Raw genomic sequence first — 24,736 nt, 5'->3', positions numbered from 1 at the left:
GTGGTGCCAACGCCTGGGATGAAGATGCGCAACCACGGGTTACGGGGCGGAACCCCGGGCCCCGTGGCGGGGCGGGACTACTCCGCGGCGGTCTCGGCGTCCCCCGGGGCGGAGTCCGGGCCGACCGCCACGACGTCGCCGATCACGATCACGGCGGGCGGGCGTACGTCCTCGGCGGCCGCGCGCTCGCCGACGTCCGCGAGGGTCGCGTCGACCCGGCGCTGGGCGGCGGTGGTGCCCTCCTGGACGAGGGCGACCGGGGTGGCCGGGTCCTTGCCGTGGGCGACGAGGGCGGCGGCGATCGCGCCGATCTTGTCGACGGCCATCAGCAGGACGAGGGTGCCGCGCAGCCGGGCGATGGCCTCCCAGTCGACCAGCGAGCGCGGGTCCTCGGGGGCGACGTGGCCGCTGACCACGGTGAACTCGTGGGCCACGCCCCGGTGGGTGACGGGGATGCCGGCGGCGCCGGGGACGGAGATGGTGCTGGAGATGCCGGGGACGACCGTGCAGGGGATGCCCTCGGCGGCCAGCGCCTGGGCCTCCTCCATGCCCCGGCCGAAGACGAACGGGTCGCCGCCCTTCAGCCGGACCACGGCCTTGCCCGCCTTGGCGTGCTCGATGAGCGCCTGGTTGATCGCCTCCTGGGCCATGAACCGGCCGTACGGGATCTTCGCCGCGTCGATGACCTCGACGTGCGGCGGGAGTTCGTCGAGGAGATCGCGGGGGCCGAGGCGGTCGGCGATGACGACGTCGGCCTCGGCGAGGAGGCGGCGGCCGCGCACGGTGATCAGGTCCGGGTCGCCGGGGCCACCGCCGACCAGGGCGACGCCGGGGGCGCGGGTGCGGTGGTGCGGGGCGGCGAGGGTGCCGTTGCGGAGGGCGTCGACGATGGCGTCGCGGAGGGCGGCGGAGTGCCGGGGGTCGCGGCCCCGGGGGGTCGTGTTGAGGACGGCGACGGTGATGTTGTCGATGCGGCCGGTGGCCGGGGTCCAGGCGGTGGCGGCCTCGGCGTCGTCGGCCCGCACGCACCAGGTGCGGGTGCGCTCGGCCTCGGCGGACGCGGCGTCGTTGGCGGCGGTGTCTGAGGAGGCGACCAGGGCGTACCAGGTGTCGGCGAGGTCGCCGTCCCGGTAGCGGCGGCGCTCCCAGCGGATCTCGCCCGCGTCGGCCATGGCCTCGACGGAGGGGGTCGCGGACGGGGAGACGAGGGTGATGACGGCGCCGGTGGCGATGAGCTGCGGCAGCCTCCGCTGGGCGACCTGCCCGCCGCCGACGACGACGACGCGACGGCCGTGCAGACGCAGCCCTACGGGGTACGCGGGGTGGTCGGCGTGACCTGAGCGGTCGGCGTGCTCTGCGTGCTCGGCCATGGCGGTACGGCTCCTCGTGCGGGTGCTGCGTTGCGTGCCGCTGCGGCGGTGGAGCGGCTGTGACGTGCGAAGACCCGGGGGTCCGGGTGGGAACACGATACGGGGTGGGGGTGGGCGGCGGGCCGGGGCGGGTGGCCGGCTTCCCGCCTGCCCCGGCCCGTCGTCGGGCCGGGGCGATGTCCCGCCCCCTCCGGCCCGGGCGCGGGGCGGAGGGGGCGGGGCGTGCTACTTCTCCGTCACGCCCGCCGAGTCGAACGTCGCCACCTCGTGCATCGCGCGTGCCGCGCTCTGCACGATCGGCAGCGCCAGCAGCGCGCCGGTGCCCTCGCCCAGGCGCAGGTCGAGGTCGACCAGGGGGCGCAGGCCCAGCTTGTTGAGCGCGGCGACGTGGCCGGGCTCGGCGCTGCGGTGGCCGGCGATGCAGGCGGCCAGCGCCTCGGGGGCGATGGCGCGGGCGACCAGGGCCGCCGCGCCGGCGCTCACACCGTCCAGGATCACCGGCGTACGCAGGGAGGCTCCGCCGAGGAGGAAGCCGGCCATCGCCGCGTGCTCCAGGCCGCCGACCGCCGCGAGCACGCCGATCGGGTCGGCCGGATCCGGCTGGTGCAGGTCGAGGGCGCGGCGGACGACGTCGACCTTGCGGGCGTGCATCTCGTCGTTGATGCCGGTCCCCCGGCCGGTCACCTCGGAGGCGTCGATCCCGGTGTAGACGCAGATCAGCGCGGCCGAAGCGGTGGTGTTGGCGATGCCCATCTCACCGGTGAGCAGCGCCTTGTTGCCCGCCGCCACCAGGTCGCGCGCGGTCTCGATGCCGACCTCGATCGCGGCTAGGACGTCCTCCCGGCTGAGCGCGGGGCCCGTCGTGAAGTCCGCCGTGCCGGGCCGCACCTTGCGGGGCAGCAGACCGGCGGTCGCGGGCAGCTCCGCCGCCACGCCGACGTCCACGACGCAGACCTCGGCGCCGACCTGGGCGGCGAAGGCGTTGCAGACGGCTCCGCCGCCGAGGAAGTTGGCCACCATCTGGGCGGTGACCTCCTGCGGCCAGGCGGTGACCCCCTGGGCGTGCACCCCGTGGTCACCGGCGAAGATCGCGACGGCGGCGGGCTCCGGGATCGGCGGCGGGCACGCCCGGGAGAGCCCGGAGAGCTGCGCGGAGATGATCTCCAGCATGCCGAGCGCCCCGGCGGGCTTCGTCATCCGCTTCTGGCGCTCCCACGCCTCGCCGAGCGCCTTCGCGTCCAGCGGGCGGATCGCGGAGATCGTCTCCTGGAGCAGGTCGTGCGGCTCGGCGCCGGGCAGCGCGCGGCGGCCGTACGTCTCCTCGTGGACGACCCAGGACAGCGGGCGGCGCTTGGACCAGCCCGCCTGCATCAGCTCGGGCTCCTCGGGGAACTCGTCGACGTATCCCACGCAGAGGTAGGCCACCACTTCGAGGTGCTCGGGCAGGCCCAGGGCGCGGACCATCTCCCGCTCGTCGAAGAAGCTGACCCAGCCGACGCCGAGGCCCTCGGCGCGGGCGGCGAGCCAGAGGTTCTCGACGGCGAGGGCCGAGGAGTACGGCGCCATCTGCGGCTGGGTGTGCCGGCCGAGGGTGTGGCGGCCGCCCCGGGTGGGGTCGGCGGTCACGACGATGTTGACCGGGGTGTCGAGGATCGCCTCGATCTTGAGTTCCTTGAACTGCTTCGCCCGGCCCTTGGGCAGCGACTTGGCGTAGGCGTCGCGCTGGCGCTGGGCCAGTTCGTGCATGGAACGGCGGGTCTCCGCCGAGCGGATCACGACGAAGTCCCACGGCTGCGAGTGGCCGACGCTCGGGGCGGTGTGCGCCGCCTCCAGCACGCGCAGCAGCACCTCGTGCGGGATGGGGTCGCTGCGGAAGCCGTTGCGGATGTCCCGCCGCTCCCGCATCACCCGCAGGACGGCTTCGCGCTCGGCGTCGTCGTAACCGGGAGCGGGCGGAGTGGCCGGCTCGGCGGGCTCCTCGGACGCCGGGGCCTCCTCGGGAGCGGCCTGTCCGGCCGCGTCCGGGAGCTCCGCGGCCACCTCGGGCCGCTCGGCCTCCGCCGGCTGCGCGGCCTCCTGCGGCGACGCCTGCCGGTCGTCGGAGACGGTCTGCGCCTGCTGGTCGGCGACGGTCTCCGCCTGCTGCTCCGCCGGGGCGGGCGTGGCGGGCGACCGGTCCTGCCGGGTGGCGTCCAGCGGCTCCGGGAGCTCGGACGGCGCGCCGGCCTCGGGGCCGGCGCCGTCCTCGTCGCCGGGCGCGGTCGCCCGTACCGGCTCGGCGGCCACGGGGGCGGTCTCCGGCTCCGGGGCGGGGAGCTGCCCGGCCGGGGGCTCCGACGCGTCCTCTCCCCGCGCGCCCTCTGCGGAAGGCGCGGCGGGCGGCTCGGCGGCGGGCTCGGGCTCCACGGGGGCGGCGTGCTGCGCCGCCGGCTCCGCCACGGCGTCCTCCGTGGCCACAGCGGCTTCCGGGGCCACGGCCGTCTCCGGAGCCGTGACGGCCTCCGGGGTCTCGGCCACCGGAGTCGTGACAGCCTCCGGGGTCCCGGCCACCGGGGCGTCCTGGAGCTGCTCGGCGGCCGGGGTCGGCTCCTCGTGCGCGGGTTCGGCGGTCTCCGCCGGTGCCGCGACGGCTTCGACGGCCTGCTCCTGGCCGGGCAGGGCCGGAGCATCGGGCCGGACCTCGGCCTCGGGCTCCGCCCGTACGGGCTCGGCCTGGGCGGGCTCCGTCGCCGGCTGCTCGGGTACGGGCTCCTGCGCCGGGGACTGCCCCTCGGCCACCACGGCGGCCGGATCCACCGGAACGGCCTGCGGCTCGGGCTGCGATCCGGCCGGGGCGGCCACGGCGGGGTGCTCGGCCTCCGGAGCGGTCGAGCCGTCCGCCGGGGCCGGGGCGGACGCGTCCGCCGGAGTCTCCGGAACATCGGCCGGTCCGGCGGGAGGCGTCTGGCCGGCGACCGGCTCCGGGACGACCGTTTCTGCCGGAACGGGCTCAGCCGGAACGGCCTGCCGGCCCGTCTCGGGCGCTGCCGGAACGGCGGGGGCGGCGGGCTCGGGGCGGGCGTCGACGCCGAGCTCCACCGGCTGCTCGGGCAGGGAATCGGCAGCGGGCTCCACCGGCTGCTCGGCAACGGCGGCCGGTTCCGACATCTCGGGCACGGCGGCGGGTTCCGACTGCTCGGCCACGGCGGCAGGTTCCGGCTGCTCGGCCACGCCCGCCGGTTCCGGCTGCTCGGCCACGGCGGCGGGTTCCGGCTGGGCCGCCGGGGAGGGGGCGGCCGTCGGCTCCGCCGTACCTTCCGGCGCAGCCGCCTGAGCGGACTGTGCGGGCCGCTCGGTCACGTCCTCCTCCGTCGCCCCGGCCGGCTGCTCGGCCTCGACGGCCGCCGGAGCCTCGGCCGGAGCCGCCGCCGGGTCGGCCACCACGGGCTGTTCCACCGGCGCGGGCCCGGCCACGGGCCGGCCCGCCTCGACGGCCTGCTCCGGCTGGGGCGCCTCCTCCGCGGACGGCTCGACGGCGGTCGACGGGGCCGCGGTCTGCTCGGCGGCCACCGGCTCCGCGACGGTCTGCCCCGGCTCGACGGCAGTCTGCCCCGGTTCGGCGGGAGTCTGCTCCGGTTCGGCGGGAGTCTGCTCCGGTTCGGCGGCGGCCTGCCCCGCTTCCGCGACCGGCTGCTCGGGTACGGGCGCGGCTTCCGGCGTCGCCGTCGCCTCGGGCTGCGGCTGCGGCGCTCCCCACGGGGCGCCGGCCTGCGGCGGGATCTCGCCCAGCTGCGGGCCGGGCAGGGCCGAGGGCGCCTCGGCCGGGGCCTCGGGGCGCTCGGCGCCGCCGGCCTGCGGGCCGGCGGGGCGCGACGGAGCCGCGGTGCGGGTGGCTCCGGCCGGCCCCCGGTCGGCCAGCGAGCGGACGACGCCGCCCTGCGTGCCGCCGTACGTCGGGGCCTCGGGGGCCGCAGGGCCCCGGTGCAGGGGGCGGCGGGCGGGGGCGGGCGTGCCGACCGGGGCGGGGGCGGGCGCGGGAACGCGTACGCCGTTGAGGTCCACGTGGCCGGAGTCGCGGCCGCCGGACTCGTGGGTGGTGTGCGGCCCGGCGGGGGCCTGGGCCGGGCGGGCCTGCTGCGCGGGCGTCTGCCGCTGGTGCTGCGGCCCGCCCTGCGCGGGGGCCGGCTGCGCCACGGCGGCGGGCTGCGCCTGCGCGGGGGCCGGGGCGGCCTGCGGCTCGCCCCAGGCCCCGTGGGAGGCGGGCATCAGGAGGAGGTCGTCGTCCTCGGGAGCGTGCTCGGAGGGGTCGAGGTAGGTGTACGCGTCCGGGGCGGGGACGCCCGGCTGCTCCACCATGCCTGCGTTCTCCGGCAGTCCCTCACCCGGGATCTGGCCGGTGTCAGTCATGCGTACCCCTCGCCCATCGTCAGTGCTCCTTCGGCCCTTCGCCCGGGACGCCGAACCACGGCACGCCGGTGCTCGTCCTCAAGAACGAGCGGGCTCGCCGCGCGGCACGAACCGCCCGCGCGACTTCCCATTCTCGCGGCCGTTCGCCGCCGCGGCAGGCAGTTCCGCCACGGCTCACTGTGGACTGCGCCACGTTGCGCGTCCCCCGGGTTGTGCCGTACCACAGTGCGGACCAAAACGTTCCACTTTTCCGGACATTGGCGAATGAATCGACGAACGGCCGGGCGCGGTACAACAATCGGCCAGCCTACCTCCCGTACCGGGCCGAACGGGTCAGGGGGCGAGGTCGGAACGGCAGGCGGAGAGCAGGAACACGACGGACCTCTCCCGCTCGGTCCAGACCTCGGTGTCCAGGTCGACGGACTGGAGGAGCGAGCACTCGACGGTGTAGCCGTCGCCGGTGAGGGCGGCGCCGAGCGCCTCGGCCTCGTCCCGGTTGGAGGCGTGCGTGACGATGCGTTCCGGCCGCCGGTCCATCACGGCCCGGGCCACCGGCACTCCCCCGCCGCCGATCCGTACGACGTCCGGTTCGGGGAGCCGTTCCAGGACGTGGGGGGCGCGTCCGCGGACGATCTGGACGGGGACGCCGAAGGCGCGGGCGGCGGCCTCGGTACGGGCGCAGGCGGCCGGGTCGTCGTCCACGGCCAAGACGGCGGCGCCGAAGCGGGCCGCCTCGACGGCGAGGGCTCCGCTGCCGGAGCCGATGTCCCAGAGCAGGTCGCCGGTGCGCGGACCGAGGCGGGCGAGCTGGGCGGCGCGCAGGCCGGGGAACTCGCCCTCGCCGGACTCCTGCATGCGCTCGGCCCCGGCGGCCCGGTAGGCGTCGGCGGGCAGGGCCCAGCCCCGTATGCCCTGGGGGTAGGCGGGCATGCGGCCGGCGATCCAGCCGCCGGCGGCGGCGGTCTCGGGGCCGCTGCCGACGACGATGACGACGTTCGGGTCGCGCCAGGCGTGGTCGGCGGCCTTGTCGGAGGTGAGGACGGTGACGCGCTCGCGGGCGGTGCCGAGTTCCTCGCAGATGACGAAGGTGCGGTGGATTCCGTCGAGGAGGAGGGCCAGTTCGGCGGGGCCCGCGCCGGGCGAGGTGAGGACGGCCACCTTGTGGTGGGCCCGGCAGACGTTGACCGCGCGGCGCAGGGTGCGGGGGTGGGCGACGACGATCTGGGCGTCGTCCCACGGCATGCCGGCCCGGGCGAAGGCGGTGGCCACGGAGGAGACGGCGGGGACGACCTCGACCTCCAGGCCGTGTTCGCGGGCGCGCAGGGTGCGGACGACGCCGAAGAACCCGGGGTCGCCGTCGGCGAGGACGACGGCGCTGCCGCGGTGTCCGGCGATCCGGCGGGCGGCGAGGTCGACGCTGCCGAGGCGGACGCGTTCGGCGGTGGGGGGCACTTCGGGCAGGGCGAGGTGGTGGGCCGCGCCCGCGACGAGGGTGGCGCCCGAGAGCGCGGCCGTGGCCGCTCTGGTCAGCGGCGAGCCGTCCCAGCCGATCACCGTGACCCGGTCGGCCATCGTCGTCTGTCTCCTGGGGGTGTCGGAGGGAGCGGAAGCGGGTGTCCGACGTACGCGGGGCGGGGCTCGGTGTACGCGGGGCAGGGGTGAGAGTACCTGGTCCGTACCTCGGTGGAGCGGGCGGCCGTGCGTGGGAGCGGAGGGGCTACTTCCAGTCGTTGTACGTGCCGTAGCCGCCGGCGTCGGCGAGCTGCTCGGCGACGCCTTCGAGGTCCTCGGGCAGGAGCCCCCAGACGATCAGGTCGGTGCGGATGTCGGTCCAGCCGCCGTCGGTGCCGTTCTCGGTCCGGGTGCGGGCGATGCGGGCGTTGCGCAGGACGCCCTCGCTGATGCAGCCGAGCTTCTGGGCGACCTGCTGGGAGTCGGTGTTGTCGGCGGGGGTGCGCAGTTCCATGCGTTCGAAGCCCTGGTCGCGGAAGAGCCACTCGGCTATGGCGAGCACGGACTCGGTGGCGTACCCCTCGCCGCGGGCCCAGGGGGCGGTGATGTAGCGGACCTCGGCGGAGCGGGTGCGCCAGTCGGTGTTGAGGAGGCGGACGCTGCCGACGAGCCGCTGGGTGAGGAACTCGGTGACGGCGAGGGCGATGCCGTGGCCGCCGGTGCGCTCGGCGGGGGCGATCCTGCGGACCCAGCGCTCGGCGTCGACCTGCGTGTAGGGGTTCGGTCCGTCCATCCAGGCGATGACCGCCTCGTCGTTCATCATCTCGATGTGCGCGGGGATGTCGGCCATCTCGAAGGGGCGCATCACCAACCTGTCCGTGCTGATGGAGATGGACGGAAAGGTGGTAGTCATGCGCAGCTCCATGCCGAAGACCGGTTAAAAGCACAGCATGCAGCATCGGGGTGGTCGCGCGCATGGGCGGGGGCGCACGCGGGAGCCCCGCGCCCGCCGGGTGGCGGATGCGAGGCTCCGGGTCAACTGCTGTGCGGGGGTCAGGACTTGGCGGGGGCGCCGAAGGCCGGGACGATCGAGCCCTTGTAGGTGTCCTCGATGTACTTCTTGACCTCGTCGGAGTTGAGGAGCCCCGCGAGCTTCTCGACGCGCGGGTCCTTCTCGTTGCCCGCCTTGACCGCGAGGAAGTTGGCGTACGGGTTGCCCTCGGCCTTCTCCAGGGCGAGTGCGTCCTTCGCCGGGGAGAGCTCGGCCTGGATCGCGTAGTTGCCGTTGATGACGGCGGCGTCCACGTCGTTCAGGGCGCGGGGCACGGTGGCGGCCTCCAGCTCCTTGAGCTCCAGGCCCTTCTTGTCGGTGACGTCGCTCAGCTTGGCGCTGGTGCCGACGCCGTCCTTGAGGGTGATGAGGCCGTTCTCGGCCAGGAGCTGGAGGGCGCGGCCGCCGTTGGTGGTGTCGTTGGGAACGGCTATGGTCTGGCCGGCCTTGATGTCCTTCAGGTCCTTGACCGTCTTGGAGTACAGGCCGAGCGGCTCCAGGTGCACGTTGACCACCGGCACGATGGTGGTCTTCTGCTTGGCGTTGAAGTCGTCCAGGTAGGGCTTGTGCTGGAAGAAGTTGGCGTCGACCTGGCCGTTCTGGGTGGCGGTGTTCGGCAGGACGTAGTCCGTGAACTCCTTGACCTCCAGCTTGAGGCCCTCCTTCGCCGCCAGGTTCTTCTTGACGAACTCCAGGATGTCGGCGTGCGGCGTCGGGGAGGCGGCGACGACCAGCGCCTTGGAGGTGTCGGCCTTGGCTCCGGTCTCGCCCTTGGCGGCGGGGTCGGAGTCCGTGCCGCAGGCGCTCAGGCCGAGGGCGAGAGCGGCGGCGGACGCGGCGGCAGCGGTGATCTTGATGTTCTTGCGCACGAAAAGTGCCTCTTTCTTGTGGTGGTGCGCCCGGACAAGGAGTTCGGGCTCGGTGGGGACGGGAAGTTCTGGGGGGCCGGGCCTCAGGAGGCGGTGCGGCCACGGCGGGCCAGCAGCCGGACGACGAGGTCGCCGATGAGCTGGACCACGGTGACGATGACGATCAGCAGCGCGACGGTGATCAGCATGAACTGGTTGTCGAAGCGCTGGAATCCGTAGGTCACGGCCTTGGAGCCGAGCCCTTCGCCGCCGACCGCGCCGGCCATCGCGGAGTAGCCGATGAGGACGATCAGGGTGGTGGTGACGCCCGAGACGAGCGAGGGCAGGGCCTGCGGGAGGAGCACCTTGCGGACGATCGTGGGGATGGAGCCGCCCATCGACTGGACCGCTTCGACGAGTCCGTGGTCGACCTCGCGGATCGCCGTCTCCACGAGCCGGGCGAAGAACGGGATGGCCCCGACGGCGAGCGGCACGATCATCGCGGTGGGGCCGATGAAGGTGCCGACGACCCAGGTGGTGAAGGGGATCAGGGCGATCAGCAGGATGATGAACGGCAGCGAGCGGCCGATGTTCACGATCACGCCGATGACCTTGTTCACCACGGTGTTCTGGAGCAGTCCGCCCTTGTCGGTCAGGACCAGCAGGACGCCGAGCGGCAGGCCGCCGACAACGGTGACCAGCGCGGACCACAGCACCATGTAGAGGGTGTCGACGGTGCCCTGGGTCAGCAGGGGCTGCATTTCGGACCAGGTCACTTGGCGGCCTCCTTGACGGGCGGGGCGGTCTGCTCCGGTACGGCGGTGGTCCCGGCGGGGCCGGCGGTCGCCGCGGAGGCCCCGGCGGGGGTCTTCGGGGCGGGGTCGCCGTCGACGACCTCGGCCTGGAGGCCCTGCTCGCGCAGGAATCCGATGGGCACGACGTTCTCCTCGAACCGGCCGGGCAGCTCGATGCGCATCCGGCCGATCTGCTTGCCGCCGACGGTGTCCATCGCGGCGCCGAGGATCGAGATGTCGATGTTGTACGTACGGGAGAGCTGGGAGATGACCGGCCGCGAGGCCGATTCGCCGTGGAAGGTGACGTCCACGACGGTGCGGTCCGGGCCGGAGGCGGTGCCGCCGACCGGGAACAGCTCGTGGGCGAGTTCGGAGCCGGGGGTGGCGAGGAGTTCGCCGACGGTCCCGGACTCGACGATCCGGCCGCGCTGCATGAGGGCCGCGGAGTCGCAGACGGTCTTGACGACGTCCATCTCGTGCGTGATGAGGAGGACGGTCAGCCCGAGCTGCTGGTTGAGGTCGCGCAGCAGCTGGAGGATGGAGCGGGTGGTCTCGGGGTCGAGCGCGGAGGTCGCCTCGTCGGAGAGCAGCACCTGGGGGTCGCCGGCGAGGGCGCGGGCGATGCCCACGCGCTGCTTCTGGCCGCCGGAGAGCTGGCCCGGGTAGGACTTCGCCTTCTCGGCGAGGCCGACCAGGTCGAGCAGTTCCTTCGCCTTGCGGGTGCGCGCCTGGCCGGAGACGCCGAGGATCTCCAGCGGCAGTTCCACGTTGTCCAGGACGGTGCGCGAGTCCAGCAGGTTGAAGTGCTGGAAGACCATGCCGATGCGGGTGCGCGCCCGGCGCAGCTCCGCGCCGGCGCGGCGGCCGCGGCCGGCGAGTGCGGTGAGGTCCTGGCCGGCCACCGTCACGGTGCCGGAGGTGGGGCGTTCCAGGAGGTTGACGCAGCGGATGAGGGAGGACTTGCCGGCGCCGCTCTGTCCGATGACGCCGTACACCTCGCCCTCGCGGACGTGGAGGTCGACGCCGTCGAGTGCGGTGACCTCACGGTCGCGCGACTGGTAGACCTTCGTGAGGCCCGTCGTGGTGATCACAGGGGTTTCCGTCACTGTCGAGTGCGCGGCGCGGTGTCCGCCGGGCACGGGGCATTCGTCTGAAGAGACTTTTCGGGCTGGTCGGCCGGGGTCTCGGCATGGCTGTACGCGGCGGTCGGCCGGGGTGGCACATGCGCGGGCGCGCTCGTTCCGCTGGACGCGGACGGCGCAGGCTCGGCCTCGCTTCGGGGCGCGAGGCTCAGGCGGGGGCCCTCAGAAGGCGCGCATTCGACACATACAACGAGCACCGGGCGTGCTGATCGCCTCGGTCGCAAGGGTGCGGCTGCTCGTCGTGGTCATGGGCCAAGTAAAACAGACGTGAGGCCGCCCCGAGCCCGACTGTCCGCATAGCGGACAGCGCCGGACACTCCGAGAAGCCCCCTACGAGTGGACCACGGAACCGCTTCATACGGCTGTGAACTGCGGAAACATCCTCGATACGGAGGGAGCGCGCGGGTGGGGCCGGGGAGGAACGAGGGGTCCGGGAGCGGAATCAGGCCCACCGGTTGTGGCCAAGGCCACCCCGCGCGACGCGGCCCCGGCACCGGCCGCCGAGCCCCGCGCGCGGCCGTTCGGGGCCGCACGCGGGCGGGCGTTCCGCCCGTAATACCCTCGACTCATGCTTGACGCCCTGACGGTCGCGGTCGCCGTGGCCGCGCTCGCCCTCGCCGCCTGGTGCGGACACGCCGCCTACCGGGACCAGCCGACGAAGGACTGGCACTTCATCGGGATGGCGGTCGTCACCGTGCTGGCGCTGGCGCAGCTGGTGGTGGGCGTCGTACAGCTGGCACGCGGGGAGCGGCCCGAGCAGGGGATGGCCGTGTTCATCGCCTATCTGATCGGTTCGTTCGCCGCCGTGCCCGCGGCCGGATTCCTGTCGTTGACCGAGCGGACCCGCTGGGGATCGATCACGGTGGCGGCGGGCGCGGTCGTACTGGCGGTTCTGGAGGTCCGGCTCTATGACATCTGGGGAAACTGACGTGAGCGACACCGACCGCTCCGAGGTGGCGACGGAACCGAAGCCGCCCTTCGAACTGGGCACCGGGCCCGGCCGGGTCCTGGTCTGGTTCTACGGGGTGTTCACGGTCGCGGCGGCCTCGCGGACGATCGTCGAGATGGCCCGGGGCTTCGACCGTGCCCCGCTCGCCTACTCGCTCTCGGCGGTGGCGGCGGTGGTCTACGGCTTCATCACGTACTCGCTGGTGCGCGGCGGGGAGAAGGCCCGCAGGGCGGCGCTGGTGTGCTGCGCGGCGGAGCTGCTGGGCGTGCTGGTCGTCGGCGCGTGGACGCTGGCCGAGCCGGCCGCCTTCCCGGACGCGACCGTGTGGTCGGACTTCGGGATGGGGTACCTCTTCATCCCGGTGATCCTGCCGGTCACCGGGATGATCTGGCTGCGCCGCGCGAAAACGGTCGCGGTCTGAGGGCCTGCCGGTCCTGACGGCCCACTGCCCTGAGGACCCGCCGGCTCTGATGGCCCACCGGTCCCGAGGACCCGCAGGCCCTGAGGACCCGCAGGCCCCACCGGTCCCGAGGGCCCGCCGGTCCGCTCCGCCGCGCGCGGCGCCCGCTCAGGCGCTGGCCACGAAGTCCCGGTCGGCGGCGTCCTTCTCCAGCAGGATGAGCTGGACCCCGTCGGCTCCGGTGACCGCCCCGACCCGGGCGTAGCCGGCCCGCCGGTACAGCCGCAGGTTGGTCTCGCTGCGGTGCCCGCTGTGCAGCCGGAACCGGGTCGCCGCCCGCTCCGCCGCCAGCGCCGACTCGGCGGCGAGCAGCAGCCGGGAGCCGAGGCCGTGGCGCTGGAGGCGCGGGTGGACGCAGAGCTTGCCGATCTGCCCCGCGCCGTCGGGATCGGTGAACCCGCGGACCGAGCCGACCACTTCGTCGCCGAGCCGGGCCACGAACACCAGGTCGTCGGCGACTTCGGCGCGCAGCGCGTCGAGGCTCTGGACGAGCGGGTCGATCCGGTAGTTGTCGTACAGCTCGGCCTCGCGCTGGAAGCAGAGGTACTGCAGTCTGAAGATCTGTTCGACGTCCTGTGCCGTCGCCGCCGAGATGGTCACGCTCATGCCCATGTGTGCACGCCTCCCGCTCACCTGTCCGCCGGTTGCCTCACGCTCCCTATCCCCGCACGGATGGAGCGACAACCTCCGCAGCCAGCATTCTGCGCAGACATCCAAGGCAACGGGAACGGATCGGACCCAAACTGCCCTGTGACATACCCAACTCCCCTGCGATTTCCCGGTAGGTCAGGTCACCGGGGGCGAGCAGCGCCTCCAGTACCCGGGGGCAGCGGCCGGGGAGCCGGCTCAGCGCGGCGCGCAGGGCGAGGCGTTCGGCGGCCCCGAGCGCGGCGCGTTCCGGGCAGTCGGCCGGTCCGGCGGCGGGTTCCGTACCGGCGTACGGGCGTTCGCGCCGGGCCGTACGGCGGCCGCGGCGGGCCTCCGCCCGTACGGTGTCGCGCACCCAGCGGGCGGCGTCGTCGGGCGGCCCGGCGGCCGGACGTTCCAGCAGCCGCACCCAGACGCTCTGTTCGAGGTCGGCGGGGTCGAGCCCGGCGGCGGGCGCCTCGGCCCGCGCCTCCGCGCGCACCAGGGGCTGTAAGGCGCGGACGACGTGGGTGGCGGAGGCGGCCGCCGGGCCGGGGGCGTGGTCGAGAAGCGTCATGTCCGGGCGGACGTGGCGGGAGGGCCGGCGGTTGCACCGGACGTGAGGGACCACTCGACCGGGGCAACCCGGGGCGGGCGGCTGACGCGGCGTCCCCTACCCGGGTACGGGACGGCACCGGGTAAGGGGCAGGCCCGGGTAAGGGGCAGGCCCGGGTCCGGGGCAGGCGCCGCCGGGACACGCCGGGCCCGCCCCCGTACCGCCGTGCCGGTCAGCGTCCGGCGTGGTCCGCAGCCGCCAGGAGGGCCGTGTCGGGGTGGTCGGCGAAGATGCCGTCGATACCCGTGGCGAAGTAGGCGGCGCAGGCACCGAAGACGTCCCCGTAGGCGTTGGGGTCGGTGCCGCGCCGGAAGTCGGCGGGCAGGAAGCCGTTCTCGTTGCGCAGGGTGTACGGGTGCACCAGCAGGCGCCGGGCGTGCGCGTCCCGCACCAGGGTGGTCGGGGCGGTGAGCCGGCCCGAGGCGTCCTTGGGGATGACCAGGTCGAGGGTGGGGCCGATGCCCTGGGCGAAGGAGGCCATCCACGTCAGGCCGGCCGGCTTCACCAGGTCGGCCACCGTGCGCGGGTCGCCCGACTCGACGAAGTCCCAGGGGCGCGTCTTCGGACCGGACAGCAGCACGATGCGCGGGGTGTCGACGAGCCGCGCGAGGCGCTGGACCGAGGTGGGCTCGAAGGACTGGAGGATGAGCGGGGAGTTCTTGCGGTCCCGGCCGTGGCGGCGCAGCAGGCGGGCGAGCGGCTCCTCCAGGGGGAGGCCGAGCTTGCGGAAGTAGGTGGGGTGCTTGGTCTCGACGTACAGCCAGACCGGCTTGCCGCGCCTGCGGCCCTCCTTCTCGGCCCAGCGCAGGACCTCCTCGAAGGTGGGGACCGTCCAGCGGCCGTCGTAGAGGGTGTTGTCGGGGCGGTTGGCGGGGATGCGCTCCTTCGCGCGGAGCGTCTTCAGCTCGGCGAGGGTGAAGTCCTCGGTGAACCAGCCGGTGGAGGAGACGCCGTCGATGCTCTTGGTCGCCTTGCGGCCGGCGAACTCGGGGTGGTCGGCGACGTCGGTGGTGCCGGTGATGTCGTTCTCGTGGCGGCAGACGAGGTGGCCGTCCTTGGTCGGCACGAGGTCCTGCTCGACGATGTGCGCGCCCATGTCGAGGGCGAGCTGGTAGGAGCCGAGGGTGTGCTCGGGCCGGTAGCCGCTGGCCCCGCGGTGGCCGATCACCGTGGGTACGGGCAGGTCGCGCAGCGAGCCGCCGCCGTGGCCGCGCCCCCGCTCGGCCGCCTGGGCGGTGGCGGGCAGGCCCAGGGCCGCGGTGCCGAGGACCGCGGCGCCCAGAAGGGTCCGCCGGCCGGGGGTCGTCCGCGCACGCTCCGTCATGAATGCTCCTCGCTTGGTGATGTCCGGGACCGTTCGAGCGAGGCCCGATCGTAGGCTGGGAGCCGTACGTCGGGGCGGACCTTCGGCCAACATGGCGGAAACACCCGTCAACACCGCGTATCCGCTCCGTGAACCCGATGTGCGATCAGCCCATACCCGCGAGTATCGTCCTCACCTGCACCGACCCATATCCGTCGGCACCGGCCACCGCCCGGTGGACCCGTTCCACCGCGTCAGGCCCGGCCACGACACCGGAGGAACCGTTGTCCCGTCTCACGGTCATCAAGGCAGTGCTCGGACCGATTCTGCGCCTGATGTTCCGCCCACAGGTGGAAGGCGCCGAGAACATCCCCGGGACCGGGCCGGTGATCCTCGCGGGCAACCACCTGACCTTCATCGACTCGATGATCATGCCGATCTGCTGCGACCGGCCGGTGTTCTACATCGGCAAGGACGAGTACGTGACGGGCAAGGGGTTCAAGGGCCGGCTGATGGCCTGGTTCTTCACCGGCTGCGGCATGATCCCGGTGGACCGGGACGGCGGCCGAGGCGGCGTCGCGGCGCTGATGACGGGCCGCCGGGTACTGGAGGAGGGCCAGGCGTTCGCGATCTACCCGGAGGGCACCCGCTCCCCCGACGGCCGGCTCTACCGGGGCCGTACGGGCATCGCGCGGCTGACCCTGATGACGGGCGCGCCGGTGGTCCCGTTCGCGATGATCGGGACCGACAAGCTGCAGCCCGGCGGTGCGGGTCTGCCCCGGCCGGGCAAGGTCACGGTGCGTTTCGGCGAGCCGATGGAGTTCTCGCGCTACGAGGGCATGGACCGCGACCGCTACGTGCTGCGGGCGGTGACGGACTCGGTGATGGCCGAGGTCATGCGGCTCTCCGGCCAGGAGTACGTGGACATGTACGCGACCAAGGCGAAGGCGGCCTGACCGGCGCGGGACGCGACGGAACGGCTGGGGCGCGTCCGGCGGATCAGGACCGGACGGGCCGCACCGGGCGTCGTGGACCCGGTCAGGATCCACCGGACACGACAAGGGCCCGCACCCCGGGAGACCGGGGTGCGGGCCCTTGCCGCCGTACGGCTCACGGGTGCTCGACGGAGTCCTCCAGCTTCTGGCCCCGCAGCAGGAACCAGGCGGCGACGGCCGCCGCCAGCAGCACCGCGGCGCCGACGCCCGCGGCGGAGCGCAGCCCCTCGACGAACGCATCCTGGGCGGCCGAGACGAGCGGCCCCGCCTGGGCGGCGGGCAGGGCGGCGGCGGATTCGACCGCCCCGCCCAGGGACTCGTGGGCGGCCGCCTCCACGTCGGCGGGGATGCCGGACGGGGTCGGGAAGCCCCGGTAGACGCCGGTGACGATGGAGCCGAGCACGGCGATGCCGAGGGCCGCGCCGAGTTCGTACGCCGTCTCGGAGACGGCGGAGGCTGAGCCCGCCTGCTCCTTCGGCACGCTGGAGAGGATCACGTCGGCGGTGACGGTGAAGGCGAAGCCCGCGCCGAGCCCGACGACCAGCAGCATGGAGCCGAGCAGCGGGTAGTCGGTGTGCTCGTCGAGCAGGGTCACACTGCCCAGCGCCAGTCCGACCGCGGCGAGGCCGCCGGTGACGACGGAGCGGACCGAGAAACGGCGGGCGGCGAGACCGGCCAGCAGACCGGCGGTCACCGCGCCGATGGCGGCCGGCAGTTCGGCGAGTCCGGCCTCCAGCGGCCCGCGGCCCTGCACCAGTTGGAGGAACTGGGAGAGGAAGAAGACGAGGCCCGACAGGCCGAGGATGGTCAGCAGGTCGGCGAGGACCGCGCCGGAGAAGCCCCGGTGGTGGAAGAGCCGCATGTCCAGCAGGGGCGCGGGCAGCCGCAGTTGCCGCCGGACGAACCAGGTCAGCGCGGCGAGGCCGACGACCGCGGCCGCGATCGAGTCCCAGCCCGCGCCGTGCGAGGCCATCTCCTTGATGGCGTACACGACGCCGAACATGCCGACCAGGGAGAGCCCGACGCTGGGCATGTCCCAGGGACCGGGGGCCGGGTTCTTCGACTCGGGGATCAGCTTGACGCCGACGACGACGAGGACGGCCATCACGGGCAGGTTGATGAGGAAGACCGAGCCCCACCAGAAGTGTTCGAGCAGGAAACCACCGACCACCGGGCCGACGGCGGCGCCCGCCGAGGCCATCGCGCCCCAGATCCCGATGGCGAGGCTGCGCTCGCGCGGGTCGTGGAAGAGGTTGCGGATCAGGGCGAGGGTCGACGGCATCAGGGTGGCGCCGGCGACACCGAGGAGCGCCCGCGCGACGATCATCATCTCGGGCGTGGTGGCGTACGCGTTGAGCACGGAGACCGCGCCGAACGCGACGGCGCCGACCAGCAGCAGCTTCTTGCGGCCGATGCGGTCGCCGAGGCTGCCCATCGAGACGAGCAGACCGGCGATGACGAAGGAGTAGACGTCACCGATCCAGAGCAGCTGGGTTCCGGTGGGCTTCAGGTCCTCGCTGAGGAACGGGGTGGCGAGGCCGAGGACGGTGGCGTCCACGGCCACCAGCAGCACCGCGAGGACGAGGACCGCGAGCGCGATCCACCGCCCCGGGCGGCGGACCTCGTCCGTGGTGTGCGCGTTCTGGTCGGTCCTGGTCATTGCTCCACGCTCCGGCGTGCTCCGCCGAGCAGCAACTCGACGATCATGTGTTGGAAGTCCTGTGCGGCGACCCGGCCCGCCTGGACGGACCAGGCCGCGGTGCCGACGAGCCCGTAGAGGGCCTCGGTCAGCCAGGCGGGGGTCAGGTCGATACGGAATTCGCCGCGTTCCTGGCCGCGGCGGAAGAAGGCGGAGACCCGGGCGTCGGCCCGGTTCCAGCCCTCGTCGACCTCGTCGCCCTCGAAGAGCTGGTTCTCGTTGACCAGGAAGGACATCAGGCCCGCGCTGGGCTCGACGGCCGCGATGAGGCGGCGCAGCGCCTCCTCGGAGGTGCCCTCGTCGAGCCGGGCGGCGTCAAGGGCCGCCTCGAACTCCTGGATGCCGAGGCTCTCCAGGGCCTTCACCAGCGCGTCGCGCCCGGCGAAGTGCCGGTGGAGGGTGGCCCGCCCGATACCGGCCGCCCTGGCGACCTCGTCCATGGTGGCGGTCGATTTGCGGGACAGCAGGGCGGCGGCGCTGCGCAGCACCTGCTCACGGTCGAGAGTCATGAGACGACCATAGACCATGTGAGACATGAATGTCTCATCGAGGGGTCGGAAGCGGCGTCACCATGAGCCGGCGTACGCGTCGGGACGGGAGGGGAGCGCGAGGGCGCGCGGACCACGACAGGGGCCGCGGGAAGGAGAACGGGAAAGCCGCAGGAAGCCTGCGGGAAAGAGAAAGGGCCCCGAGAGGGGCCGGAAAGAGAAAAGTGGCCGGAGGTGAATCCCCTCCTCGCCACTCTCAACTTATAGCGCATGGGGGGTCTTGCGGCAAGGCCCCCCATCTGCCGCAGAATCGTCCGCCGTAGCCGGGCCGGGACGCCGCCCACCGCACTCCCGCAGATCGGAACCGCCGACGTGAACCCCCTGACCACCCATGCGTTCGACCTTCCCGACCGCCTCTCCGCCAAGGCCGACCCGGCGCTGATCGCCGACGACGAACGGCACTTCGCCGACATCGCCCGCTGCCTGGAGGAGTCGGTCGCGGAGCTGACCGACCGGCTGGACGCCGAGCGCCGGGCGCCCGGCGGGGCGAGCCGGCAGGCGATGGACCGGGACGTGGAGATCCACCGGCTGACCGCCCGGCTCCGCGCCCTGCGCCGGTTCGGCCTGGACCTGTGCCTCGGGCGGATGGACCCCGCCGACGGCTCCGGCCCGCTGTACGTGGGACGGCTCGGCCTGACCGACAGCTCGGGCCGCCGGCTGCTGGTCGACTGGCGCTCCCCCGCCGCCGAGCCTTTCTTCGGGGCCACCCACGCCGACCCGATGGGTCTGGCCGGCCGCCGCCGCTACCGCTGGACCGGCGGACGGGTCAGCGACTACTGGGACGAGGTGTACGCCCCGGACGCCTTCGCCGGGCACGCGGCGCTGGACGACCAGTCCGCGTTCATCGCGAGCCTCGGCTCGACCCGCTCGCCCCGGATGCGCGACGTGCTGGGCACCATCCAGGCCGACCAGGACGCCGTCATCCGGGCGGGCTCCCGGGGCACGCTCGTCGTGGACGGCGGGCCGGGCACAGGGAAGACCGTCGTGGCCCTGCACCGCTCCGCCTACCTCCTGTACGCCGACCCGCGCCTGTCCCACCGCCGGGGCGGCGTGCTGTTCGTCGGCCCGCACGAGCCCTATCTCGGGTACGTCGCCGATGTGCTGCCCAGCCTCGGGGAGGAGGGCGTGCGGACGTGCACCCTGCGGGACCTGGTCGCGGAGGGGGCGACGGCCGGGGACGAGACCGATCCGGAGGTGGCGCGGCTCAAGGCGTCGGCGGAGCTGGTGGGGGCCGTCGAGGCGGCGGTCCGGTTCTACGAGGAGCCGCCCGCCGAGGGCGTACGGGTGGAGACCCACTGGTCCGACATCTGGCTGGGCCCCGCCGACTGGGCCGCCGCGTTCGGGGCGGCCGAGCCCGGCACCCCCCACAACGAGGCACGCGACCAGATCCGGGACGAGCTGATCGCGATCCTCGTGGACAAGCACGACGGCGACGCGCCCGAGGAGCGACTGCGCGCCTCGCTCCGGGGGAACCGGGAGCTGACCGCCCTCCTCGACCGCGCCTGGCCGCTGATCGAGGCGGCCGACCTGGTCGGTGACCTCTGGTCCGTACCCGCCTATCTGCGCACCTGCGCCCCGTGGCTGAGCAGGGAGGAGGTGCGGCGGTTGCAGCGGGCGGACGCGCGGGCGTGGACCGAGTCCGACCTGCCGATCCTGGACGCGGCGCGGCAGCGGCTCGGGGACCCGGAGGCGTCCCGGCGCCGCCGTCGCCACGAGGCGGCGGCGGCAGCCGAGCGGGAGCAGATGGACCGGGTCGTCGAGAGCCTGCTCGCGGACGAGACGCTGGCCGACGCGGACGCGGACGGCGAGGGCGCGCTGGTGATGCTGCGCGGCGCGGATCTGCGGGAGACGCTGGCCACCGCCGACCGGCCGAGCGGGGTGGAGCCGGACCTCCTGGCCGGGCCGTTCGCGCACATCGTCGTGGACGAGGCGCAGGAGCTGACCGACGCCCAGTGGCAGATGCTGATCCAGCGGTGCCCGTCCCGGAGCTTCACCGTCGTCGGGGACCGGGCGCAGGCCCGGCACGGGTTCCCGGAGTCGTGGCGGGAGCGGCTGGAGCGGGTGGGTCTCGACCGGATCACCCTGGCCTCCCTCACCATCAACTACCGGACGCCGGAGGAGATCATGGCGGAGGCCGCGCCGGTCGTCCGGGCCGTGCTCCCGGACGCCAACGTGCCGGTCTCCGTCCGCAGCAGCGGCGTCCCCGTCGCCCACGGCCGTACCGAGGAGCTGGAGGCGGTCGTGGCGCGGTGGCTCGCCGCGCACGACGAGGGGACCGCCTGCGTCATCGGCGCGCCCGCGTTCCCGGCGACGCCCCGGGTGCGGTCGCTGACCCCGGAGCTGTCGAAGGGGCTGGAGTTCGACCTGGTCGTGCTGGTCGGTCCGGAGGAGTTCGGCGGGGGCGTCGCGGGGGCGGTGGACCGGTACGTGGCGATGACCCGGGCGACCCGGGAGCTCGTGGTCCTCACGAGCGCCTGAGCCCCGCCGGGGCAGCCGTACCGGGCGGGCCGCGTACCGGCGTGGCCCGTGCGCGGTCCGTACCGGGCGGGGCGTACGGGCTCCGGCGCGCCGGGCCCGCCGCCCTCGCAGGTATCAGTGCCGGGGCAGGCCCGGTATCAGTGCCAAGGCAGGCCCGCGCGGTGGCGCCAGTACGCCTCCGGCTCCTCCACCAGGGCGTCTAGGCCCGCGCGCTGCTCCTCGTCCAGGTCGACGACGGCCGCGTGCAGGTTGCCGGAGAGCTGGGCTGCCGTCGCGGCGCCGGAGAGCACCACCCCCGCCCAGGGCTGGTGCAGGACCAGCGCGAGGGCCACCGCGTCGCCGCCCACCCCCGCGTCGGCGGCGATCTCCTGGAAGACGGCGGGGGCCTCCTCCCCGGCGAGGCGGCCGTTGGCCATGCCCTCCTTGACGATCACGGTGAGCCCGGCGTCGTGGGCCTCGGCGAGGGCGGGCGCCGCCGAGGTCTCCAGGGCGTTGTAGGTGGCCTGCAACGTACGGAAGAGGGGTTCGCCGTCGACCGTGACGGCGAGGGCCGCGCGGATCGCGTCGGCCTGGGCGGGGCCGCTGGTGGAGAGGCCGACGGTGACGCCGTCGGCGGCCAGGGCGGCGAGGCGGTGGAGCAGTTCCTTGTCGGCGAGCGCCGGGCTGTCCGGGGTGACGGAGTGGACCTGGTACAGGCTGAGCCGGTCGCCGAGGAGTTCCCGGGTCTCGGCGTACTGGCGCTCGAAGGCGGCGAGGCTGTGGTCCTTGACCTCGTGCCGCTCGGCGTCCGTGCTCCAGTCGGCGGTGTAGGTGTAGCCCCATTTGGAGCCGACGACGAGGTCGGTGAAGGCGGGCCGGGCGTTCAGCCACTCCGCGAGGAACTCCTCGGCGCGGCCGTAGGAGCGGGCCGTGTCGACGTACCGGACGCCCTGGGCGTAGGCCGCGTCCAGCAGTTCGTGGGTGCGGGCGCGCAGGGCGTCGGGGTCGCGGTCGGCGGGGAGGTCCCGGTCGCGGTGGAGGTTGATGTAGCCGGGCCTCCCGACGGCGGCCAGGCCCAGTCCGATGTGGGCGGTCGGGGTCGTCGCGGCGGCCAGGGCGGCGAAGGGCATCGCGGGCTCCTCGGGTCGGGTTTCGGATACTCCTACCCAGGTGAACGCGGCCCGCGCCACCCTTCGCCCATCCGGTGCGCCTCCGAGCCGGGCGCGCGCCCGGTCGGGATCCGCCGGACGCGCGCCCTACCGGCGGGCGGCGGCCCAGGCGTGCTGGGCCGCGAGGTCCTCCTTCACCTCGGCGAGCTGTACGGCAACGGCGGAGGGGGCCGTTCCGCCCCGGCCGTCGCGGGAGGCGAGCGCGCCCCGCACGTTGAGGACGGTGCGGACCTCGGGCGTGAGGTGCTCGGAGATCTCCGCGAACTGCTCGTCGGTGAGCTGGTCCAGCTCGATGCCGTGCCGCTCGCACTCCTTGACGCAGGCGCCGGCCACCTCGTGGGCCACCCGGAACGGGACGCCCTGCTTGACCAGCCACTCCGCGACGTCGGTGGCGAGCGAGAAGCCGGCCGGGGCCAGCTCCTCCATCCGCTCGCGGTTGACGGTGAGGGTGGCCATCATGCCGGTGAAGGCGGGGAGCAGGACTTCGAGCTGGTCACAGGAGTCGAAGACGGGCTCCTTGTCCTCCTGGAGGTCCCGGTTGTACGCGAGCGGGAGCGCCTTGAGGGTGGCGAGCAGGCCGGTCAGATTGCCGATGAGGCGGCCGGACTTGCCCCGGGCCAGCTCGGCGATGTCGGGGTTCTTCTTCTGCGGCATGATCGAGGAGCCGGTGGAGAAGGCGTCGTGGAGTGTGACGAAGGAGAACTCCTTCGTGTTCCAGATGATGACCTCCTCGGCGATCCGGGAGAGGTTGACGCCGATCATCGCGGTGATGAAGGCGAACTCCGCGACGAAGTCCCGCGAGGCGGTGCCGTCGATGGAGTTGGCGACCGACCCGTGCTCGAAGCCCAGGTCGGCGGCGACCGCCTCGGGGTCGAGCCCGAGCGAGGACCCGGCGAGCGCCCCGGAGCCGTACGGGGAGACGGCGGTGCGCGCGTCCCACTGGCGCAGCCGTTCCGCGTCCCGGGAGAGGGACTGGACGTGGGCGAGCACGTGGTGGGCGAAGAGGACGGGCTGGGCGTGCTGGAGGTGGGTCCGGCCGGGCATCGCGACGTCCGCGTGGGCCTCGGCGAGACCGGTCAGCGCGCTCTGGAGGTCGGCGACGAGGCCGCCGATGATCCGGGCGTGGTCCCGCAGGTACATCCGGAAGAGCGTGGCGATCTGGTCGTTCCGCGACCGGCCGGCCCGCAGCTTGCCGCCGAGGTCGGGGCCGAGCCGCTCCAGCAGTCCGCGCTCCAGGGCGGTGTGGACGTCCTCGTCGGCGATGGTGCCGGTGAAGGAGCCGTCCGCGACGTCGGCCTCCAGCTGGTCGAGTCCGGCGAGCATCCGGGTCAGCTCGTCCTCGGTGAGCAGGCCCGCCTTGTTCAGGACGCGAGCGTGGGCGCGGGAGCCGGCGATGTCGTACGGGGCGAGCCGCCAGTCGAAGTGGACGGAGGCGGACAGCTTGGCCAGGGCCTCGGCCGGTCCGTCGGCGAACCGCGCGCCCCAGAGCCGGACGTCACCGTTGTTGCTGCTCACTGCGTGCTCCTTGGAAGGCGAGGGCCCAGGCAAAGACGTCGAAGACATAAGCGAAGGCAGGGTGCGGATATGCGGCCGCCTCCCCGCGGTGTGGGTGGGGAGGCGGCTGTACAACGAGGGAGTGTGGTGCGAGGTCGCGTCAGGCGAGGTCGCGCTTGGCGGCGATCTTGGAGGAGAGGCCGAAGATCTCGATGAAGCCCTGCGCCTTGGACTGGTCGAAGGTGTCGCCCGAGTCGTAGGTGGCGAGGTTGAAGTCGTACAGCGACTCCTCGGACTTCCGGCCGGTGACGACGGCGCGGCCCGCGTGCAGGGTCATCCGGATGTCGCCGGTGACGTGCTGGTTGGCCTCGTCGATGAAGCCGTCCAGGGCGCGCTTGAGCGGGGAGAACCACAGGCCGTCGTAGACCATCTCGCCCCAGCGCTGCTCGACCTGCCGCTTGTAGCGGGCCAGTTCGCGCTCGACGGTGACGTTCTCCAGCTCCTGGTGGGCGGTGATCAGCGCGATCGCGCCGGGCGCCTCGTACACCTCGCGGGACTTGATGCCCACGAGCCGGTCCTCGACCATGTCGATCCGGCCGATGCCCTGGGCGCCGGCCCGCTCGTTGAGCTGCTGGATCGCCTGGAGGACGGTGACGGGGCGGCCGTCGATCGCCACGGGCACGCCCTCCTTGAAGGAGATGACGACCTCGTCGGCCTCGCGCGGGGTGGCGGGGTTGGAGGTGTACTCGTAGATGTCCTCGATCGGCGCGTTCCAGATGTCCTCCAGGAAGCCCGTCTCGACGGCCCGCCCGAAGACGTTCTGGTCGATGGAGTACGGGGACTTCTTGGTGGTCGCGATCGGGAGGTTCTTCTCCTCGCAGAAGGCGATCGCCTTGTCCCGGGTCATCGCGTAGTCGCGGACCGGGGCGATGCACTTCAGGTCGGGGCCGAGCGCGGAGATGCCGGCCTCGAACCGGACCTGGTCGTTGCCCTTGCCGGTGCAGCCGTGGGCGACGATGCCGGCGTTGTGCTTCTTGGCCGCGGCGACGAGGTGCTTGACGATGGCCGGCCGGGAGAGCGCCGAGACCAGCGGGTAGCGGTCCATGTAGAGGGCGTTGGCCTTGATCGCCGGGAGGCAGTACTCGTCGGCGAACTCGTCCTTGGCGTCCGCGACCTCGGCCTCGACGGCACCGCAGGCGAGCGCGCGCTTGCGGATGACGTCCAGGTCCTCGCCGCCCTGGCCGACGTCCACGGCAACGGCGATGACCTCGGCGTTCGTCTCCTCGGCGATCCAGCCGATGGCGACGGAGGTGTCCAGGCCGCCCGAGTAGGCGAGTACGACGCGCTCGGTCACGGGTTTCTCCTTACGGTGCAAT

Annotated in this window: 19 protein-coding genes; 4 read left to right on the top strand and 15 right to left on the bottom strand. The window is 73.7% G+C overall.

Annotated features, from left to right (window positions below; genetic code table 11):
* Positions 1-77: 77 nt before the first annotated feature.
* The 7 genes from cobA to IF19_RS0111225 all read right to left on the bottom strand — a co-directional run bounded on the left by cobA (position 78) and on the right by IF19_RS0111225 (position 10,992).
* The gene (gene cobA, locus IF19_RS0111255) at positions 78-1,370 is read right to left on the bottom strand and encodes a uroporphyrinogen-III C-methyltransferase (protein WP_030116209.1); all 1,293 of its coding nucleotides are present in this window, start codon (positions 1,368-1,370) and stop codon (positions 78-80) included.
* Positions 1,371-1,595: 225 nt separating this feature from the next.
* On the bottom strand, positions 1,596-5,756 hold the full coding sequence (gene cobT, locus IF19_RS0111250; protein WP_030289950.1) for a nicotinate-nucleotide--dimethylbenzimidazole phosphoribosyltransferase: 4,161 nt from the start codon (positions 5,754-5,756) through the stop codon (positions 1,596-1,598).
* Between the two features lie 333 nt (positions 5,757-6,089).
* A complete protein-coding gene (gene cbiE / locus IF19_RS0111245; protein WP_030114039.1) occupies positions 6,090-7,328 on the bottom strand; it encodes a precorrin-6y C5,15-methyltransferase (decarboxylating) subunit CbiE in 1,239 nt (412 codons plus the stop codon).
* A 145-nt stretch (positions 7,329-7,473) separates the two neighbouring features.
* Entirely contained in the window at positions 7,474-8,121 is a 648-nt protein-coding gene (locus IF19_RS0111240) for a GNAT family N-acetyltransferase (protein ID WP_050491070.1), read from the bottom strand.
* A gap of 140 nt (positions 8,122-8,261) precedes the next feature.
* The gene (locus tag IF19_RS0111235) at positions 8,262-9,128 is read right to left on the bottom strand and encodes a MetQ/NlpA family ABC transporter substrate-binding protein (protein ID WP_030114041.1); all 867 of its coding nucleotides are present in this window, start codon (positions 9,126-9,128) and stop codon (positions 8,262-8,264) included.
* An 83-nt stretch (positions 9,129-9,211) separates the two neighbouring features.
* Positions 9,212-9,883, bottom strand: a complete 672-nt coding sequence (locus tag IF19_RS0111230) for a methionine ABC transporter permease (protein WP_030114042.1) — start codon at positions 9,881-9,883, stop codon at positions 9,212-9,214.
* Positions 9,880-10,992: a methionine ABC transporter ATP-binding protein gene (locus IF19_RS0111225; protein ID WP_030114043.1), complete on the bottom strand. Its 1,113-nt coding sequence runs from the start codon at positions 10,990-10,992 to the stop codon at positions 9,880-9,882. Before IF19_RS0111225 ends, IF19_RS0111230 begins: the two co-directional genes overlap by 4 nt.
* A 619-nt stretch (positions 10,993-11,611) precedes the next feature.
* Here IF19_RS0111225 and IF19_RS0111215 point away from each other — a divergent pair.
* Positions 11,612-11,971 carry a hypothetical protein gene (locus tag IF19_RS0111215; RefSeq protein ID WP_030114044.1) on the top strand — a complete coding sequence of 120 codons (360 nt, stop codon included), beginning with the start codon at positions 11,612-11,614 and terminating at the stop codon, positions 11,969-11,971.
* Position 11,972: 1 nt separating this feature from the next.
* Positions 11,973-12,413 carry a hypothetical protein gene (locus tag IF19_RS0111210; protein ID WP_030114045.1) on the top strand — a complete coding sequence of 147 codons (441 nt, stop codon included), beginning with the start codon at positions 11,973-11,975 and terminating at the stop codon, positions 12,411-12,413.
* A 147-nt stretch (positions 12,414-12,560) separates the two neighbouring features.
* On the opposite strand, the gene IF19_RS0111205 is transcribed toward IF19_RS0111210, so the two are convergent.
* The 3 genes from IF19_RS0111205 to IF19_RS0111195 form a co-directional block, all read right to left on the bottom strand.
* On the bottom strand, positions 12,561-13,064 hold the full coding sequence (locus IF19_RS0111205; RefSeq protein ID WP_030119695.1) for a GNAT family N-acetyltransferase: 504 nt from the start codon (positions 13,062-13,064) through the stop codon (positions 12,561-12,563).
* 46 nt (positions 13,065-13,110) lie between these two features.
* Positions 13,111-13,656 carry a sigma-70 family RNA polymerase sigma factor gene (locus IF19_RS0111200; RefSeq protein ID WP_030191832.1) on the bottom strand — a complete coding sequence of 182 codons (546 nt, stop codon included), beginning with the start codon at positions 13,654-13,656 and terminating at the stop codon, positions 13,111-13,113.
* A 211-nt stretch (positions 13,657-13,867) separates the two neighbouring features.
* The gene (locus IF19_RS0111195; RefSeq protein WP_030277833.1) at positions 13,868-15,019 is read right to left on the bottom strand and encodes a glycerophosphodiester phosphodiesterase; all 1,152 of its coding nucleotides are present in this window, start codon (positions 15,017-15,019) and stop codon (positions 13,868-13,870) included.
* Positions 15,020-15,282: 263 nt separating this feature from the next.
* Here IF19_RS0111195 and IF19_RS0111190 point away from each other — a divergent pair, with 263 nt between their 5' ends.
* On the top strand, positions 15,283-15,954 hold the full coding sequence (locus IF19_RS0111190) for a lysophospholipid acyltransferase family protein (RefSeq protein ID WP_030114050.1): 672 nt from the start codon (positions 15,283-15,285) through the stop codon (positions 15,952-15,954).
* Between the two features lie 154 nt (positions 15,955-16,108).
* On the opposite strand, the gene IF19_RS0111185 is transcribed toward IF19_RS0111190, so the two are convergent.
* A complete protein-coding gene (locus IF19_RS0111185; RefSeq protein WP_030114051.1) occupies positions 16,109-17,653 on the bottom strand; it encodes an MFS transporter in 1,545 nt (514 codons plus the stop codon).
* Entirely contained in the window at positions 17,650-18,201 is a 552-nt protein-coding gene (locus tag IF19_RS0111180; protein ID WP_030114052.1) for a TetR/AcrR family transcriptional regulator, read from the bottom strand. The genes IF19_RS0111185 and IF19_RS0111180 overlap by 4 nt, the downstream gene beginning before the upstream one ends.
* A 351-nt stretch (positions 18,202-18,552) precedes the next feature.
* Between IF19_RS0111180 and helR the strand changes: the two genes are divergently transcribed.
* Positions 18,553-20,718: an RNA polymerase recycling motor ATPase HelR gene (gene helR / locus IF19_RS0111175; protein ID WP_030277832.1), complete on the top strand. Its 2,166-nt coding sequence runs from the start codon at positions 18,553-18,555 to the stop codon at positions 20,716-20,718.
* A 137-nt stretch (positions 20,719-20,855) separates the two neighbouring features.
* On the opposite strand, the gene IF19_RS0111170 is transcribed toward helR, so the two are convergent.
* The 3 genes from IF19_RS0111170 to IF19_RS0111160 form a co-directional block, all read right to left on the bottom strand.
* Positions 20,856-21,827: an aldo/keto reductase gene (locus tag IF19_RS0111170; protein WP_030114057.1), complete on the bottom strand. Its 972-nt coding sequence runs from the start codon at positions 21,825-21,827 to the stop codon at positions 20,856-20,858.
* Between the two features lie 126 nt (positions 21,828-21,953).
* A complete protein-coding gene (gene argH, locus IF19_RS0111165) occupies positions 21,954-23,381 on the bottom strand; it encodes an argininosuccinate lyase (protein WP_030114058.1) in 1,428 nt (475 codons plus the stop codon).
* 139 nt (positions 23,382-23,520) lie between these two features.
* On the bottom strand, positions 23,521-24,714 hold the full coding sequence (locus tag IF19_RS0111160; protein ID WP_030114059.1) for an argininosuccinate synthase: 1,194 nt from the start codon (positions 24,712-24,714) through the stop codon (positions 23,521-23,523).
* Positions 24,715-24,736: the final 22 nt, after the last annotated feature.

It is taken from the genome of Streptomyces californicus, assembly GCF_000717645.1.
Classification (GTDB): domain Bacteria; phylum Actinomycetota; class Actinomycetes; order Streptomycetales; family Streptomycetaceae; genus Streptomyces; species Streptomyces californicus.
Note: the sequence above shows the minus strand (reverse complement) of the source record. Positions and strands in the feature narration are given on the sequence as shown.

Coding starts and splice junctions, on each gene's coding strand:
- cobA (WP_030116209.1), bottom strand. CDS start 1,370: ATGGCCGAGCACGCAGAGCACGCCGACCGCTCAGGTCACGCCGACCAC.
- cobT (WP_030289950.1), bottom strand. CDS start 5,756: ATGACTGACACCGGCCAGATCCCGGGTGAGGGACTGCCGGAGAACGCA.
- cbiE (WP_030114039.1), bottom strand. CDS start 7,328: ATGGCCGACCGGGTCACGGTGATCGGCTGGGACGGCTCGCCGCTGACC.
- IF19_RS0111240 (WP_050491070.1), bottom strand. CDS start 8,121: ATGACTACCACCTTTCCGTCCATCTCCATCAGCACGGACAGGTTGGTG.
- IF19_RS0111215 (WP_030114044.1), top strand. CDS start 11,612: ATGCTTGACGCCCTGACGGTCGCGGTCGCCGTGGCCGCGCTCGCCCTC.
- IF19_RS0111205 (WP_030119695.1), bottom strand. CDS start 13,064: ATGGGCATGAGCGTGACCATCTCGGCGGCGACGGCACAGGACGTCGAA.
- IF19_RS0111200 (WP_030191832.1), bottom strand. CDS start 13,656: ATGACGCTTCTCGACCACGCCCCCGGCCCGGCGGCCGCCTCCGCCACC.
- IF19_RS0111195 (WP_030277833.1), bottom strand. CDS start 15,019: ATGACGGAGCGTGCGCGGACGACCCCCGGCCGGCGGACCCTTCTGGGC.
- IF19_RS0111185 (WP_030114051.1), bottom strand. CDS start 17,653: ATGACCAGGACCGACCAGAACGCGCACACCACGGACGAGGTCCGCCGC.
- IF19_RS0111180 (WP_030114052.1), bottom strand. CDS start 18,201: ATGACTCTCGACCGTGAGCAGGTGCTGCGCAGCGCCGCCGCCCTGCTG.
- IF19_RS0111170 (WP_030114057.1), bottom strand. CDS start 21,827: ATGCCCTTCGCCGCCCTGGCCGCCGCGACGACCCCGACCGCCCACATC.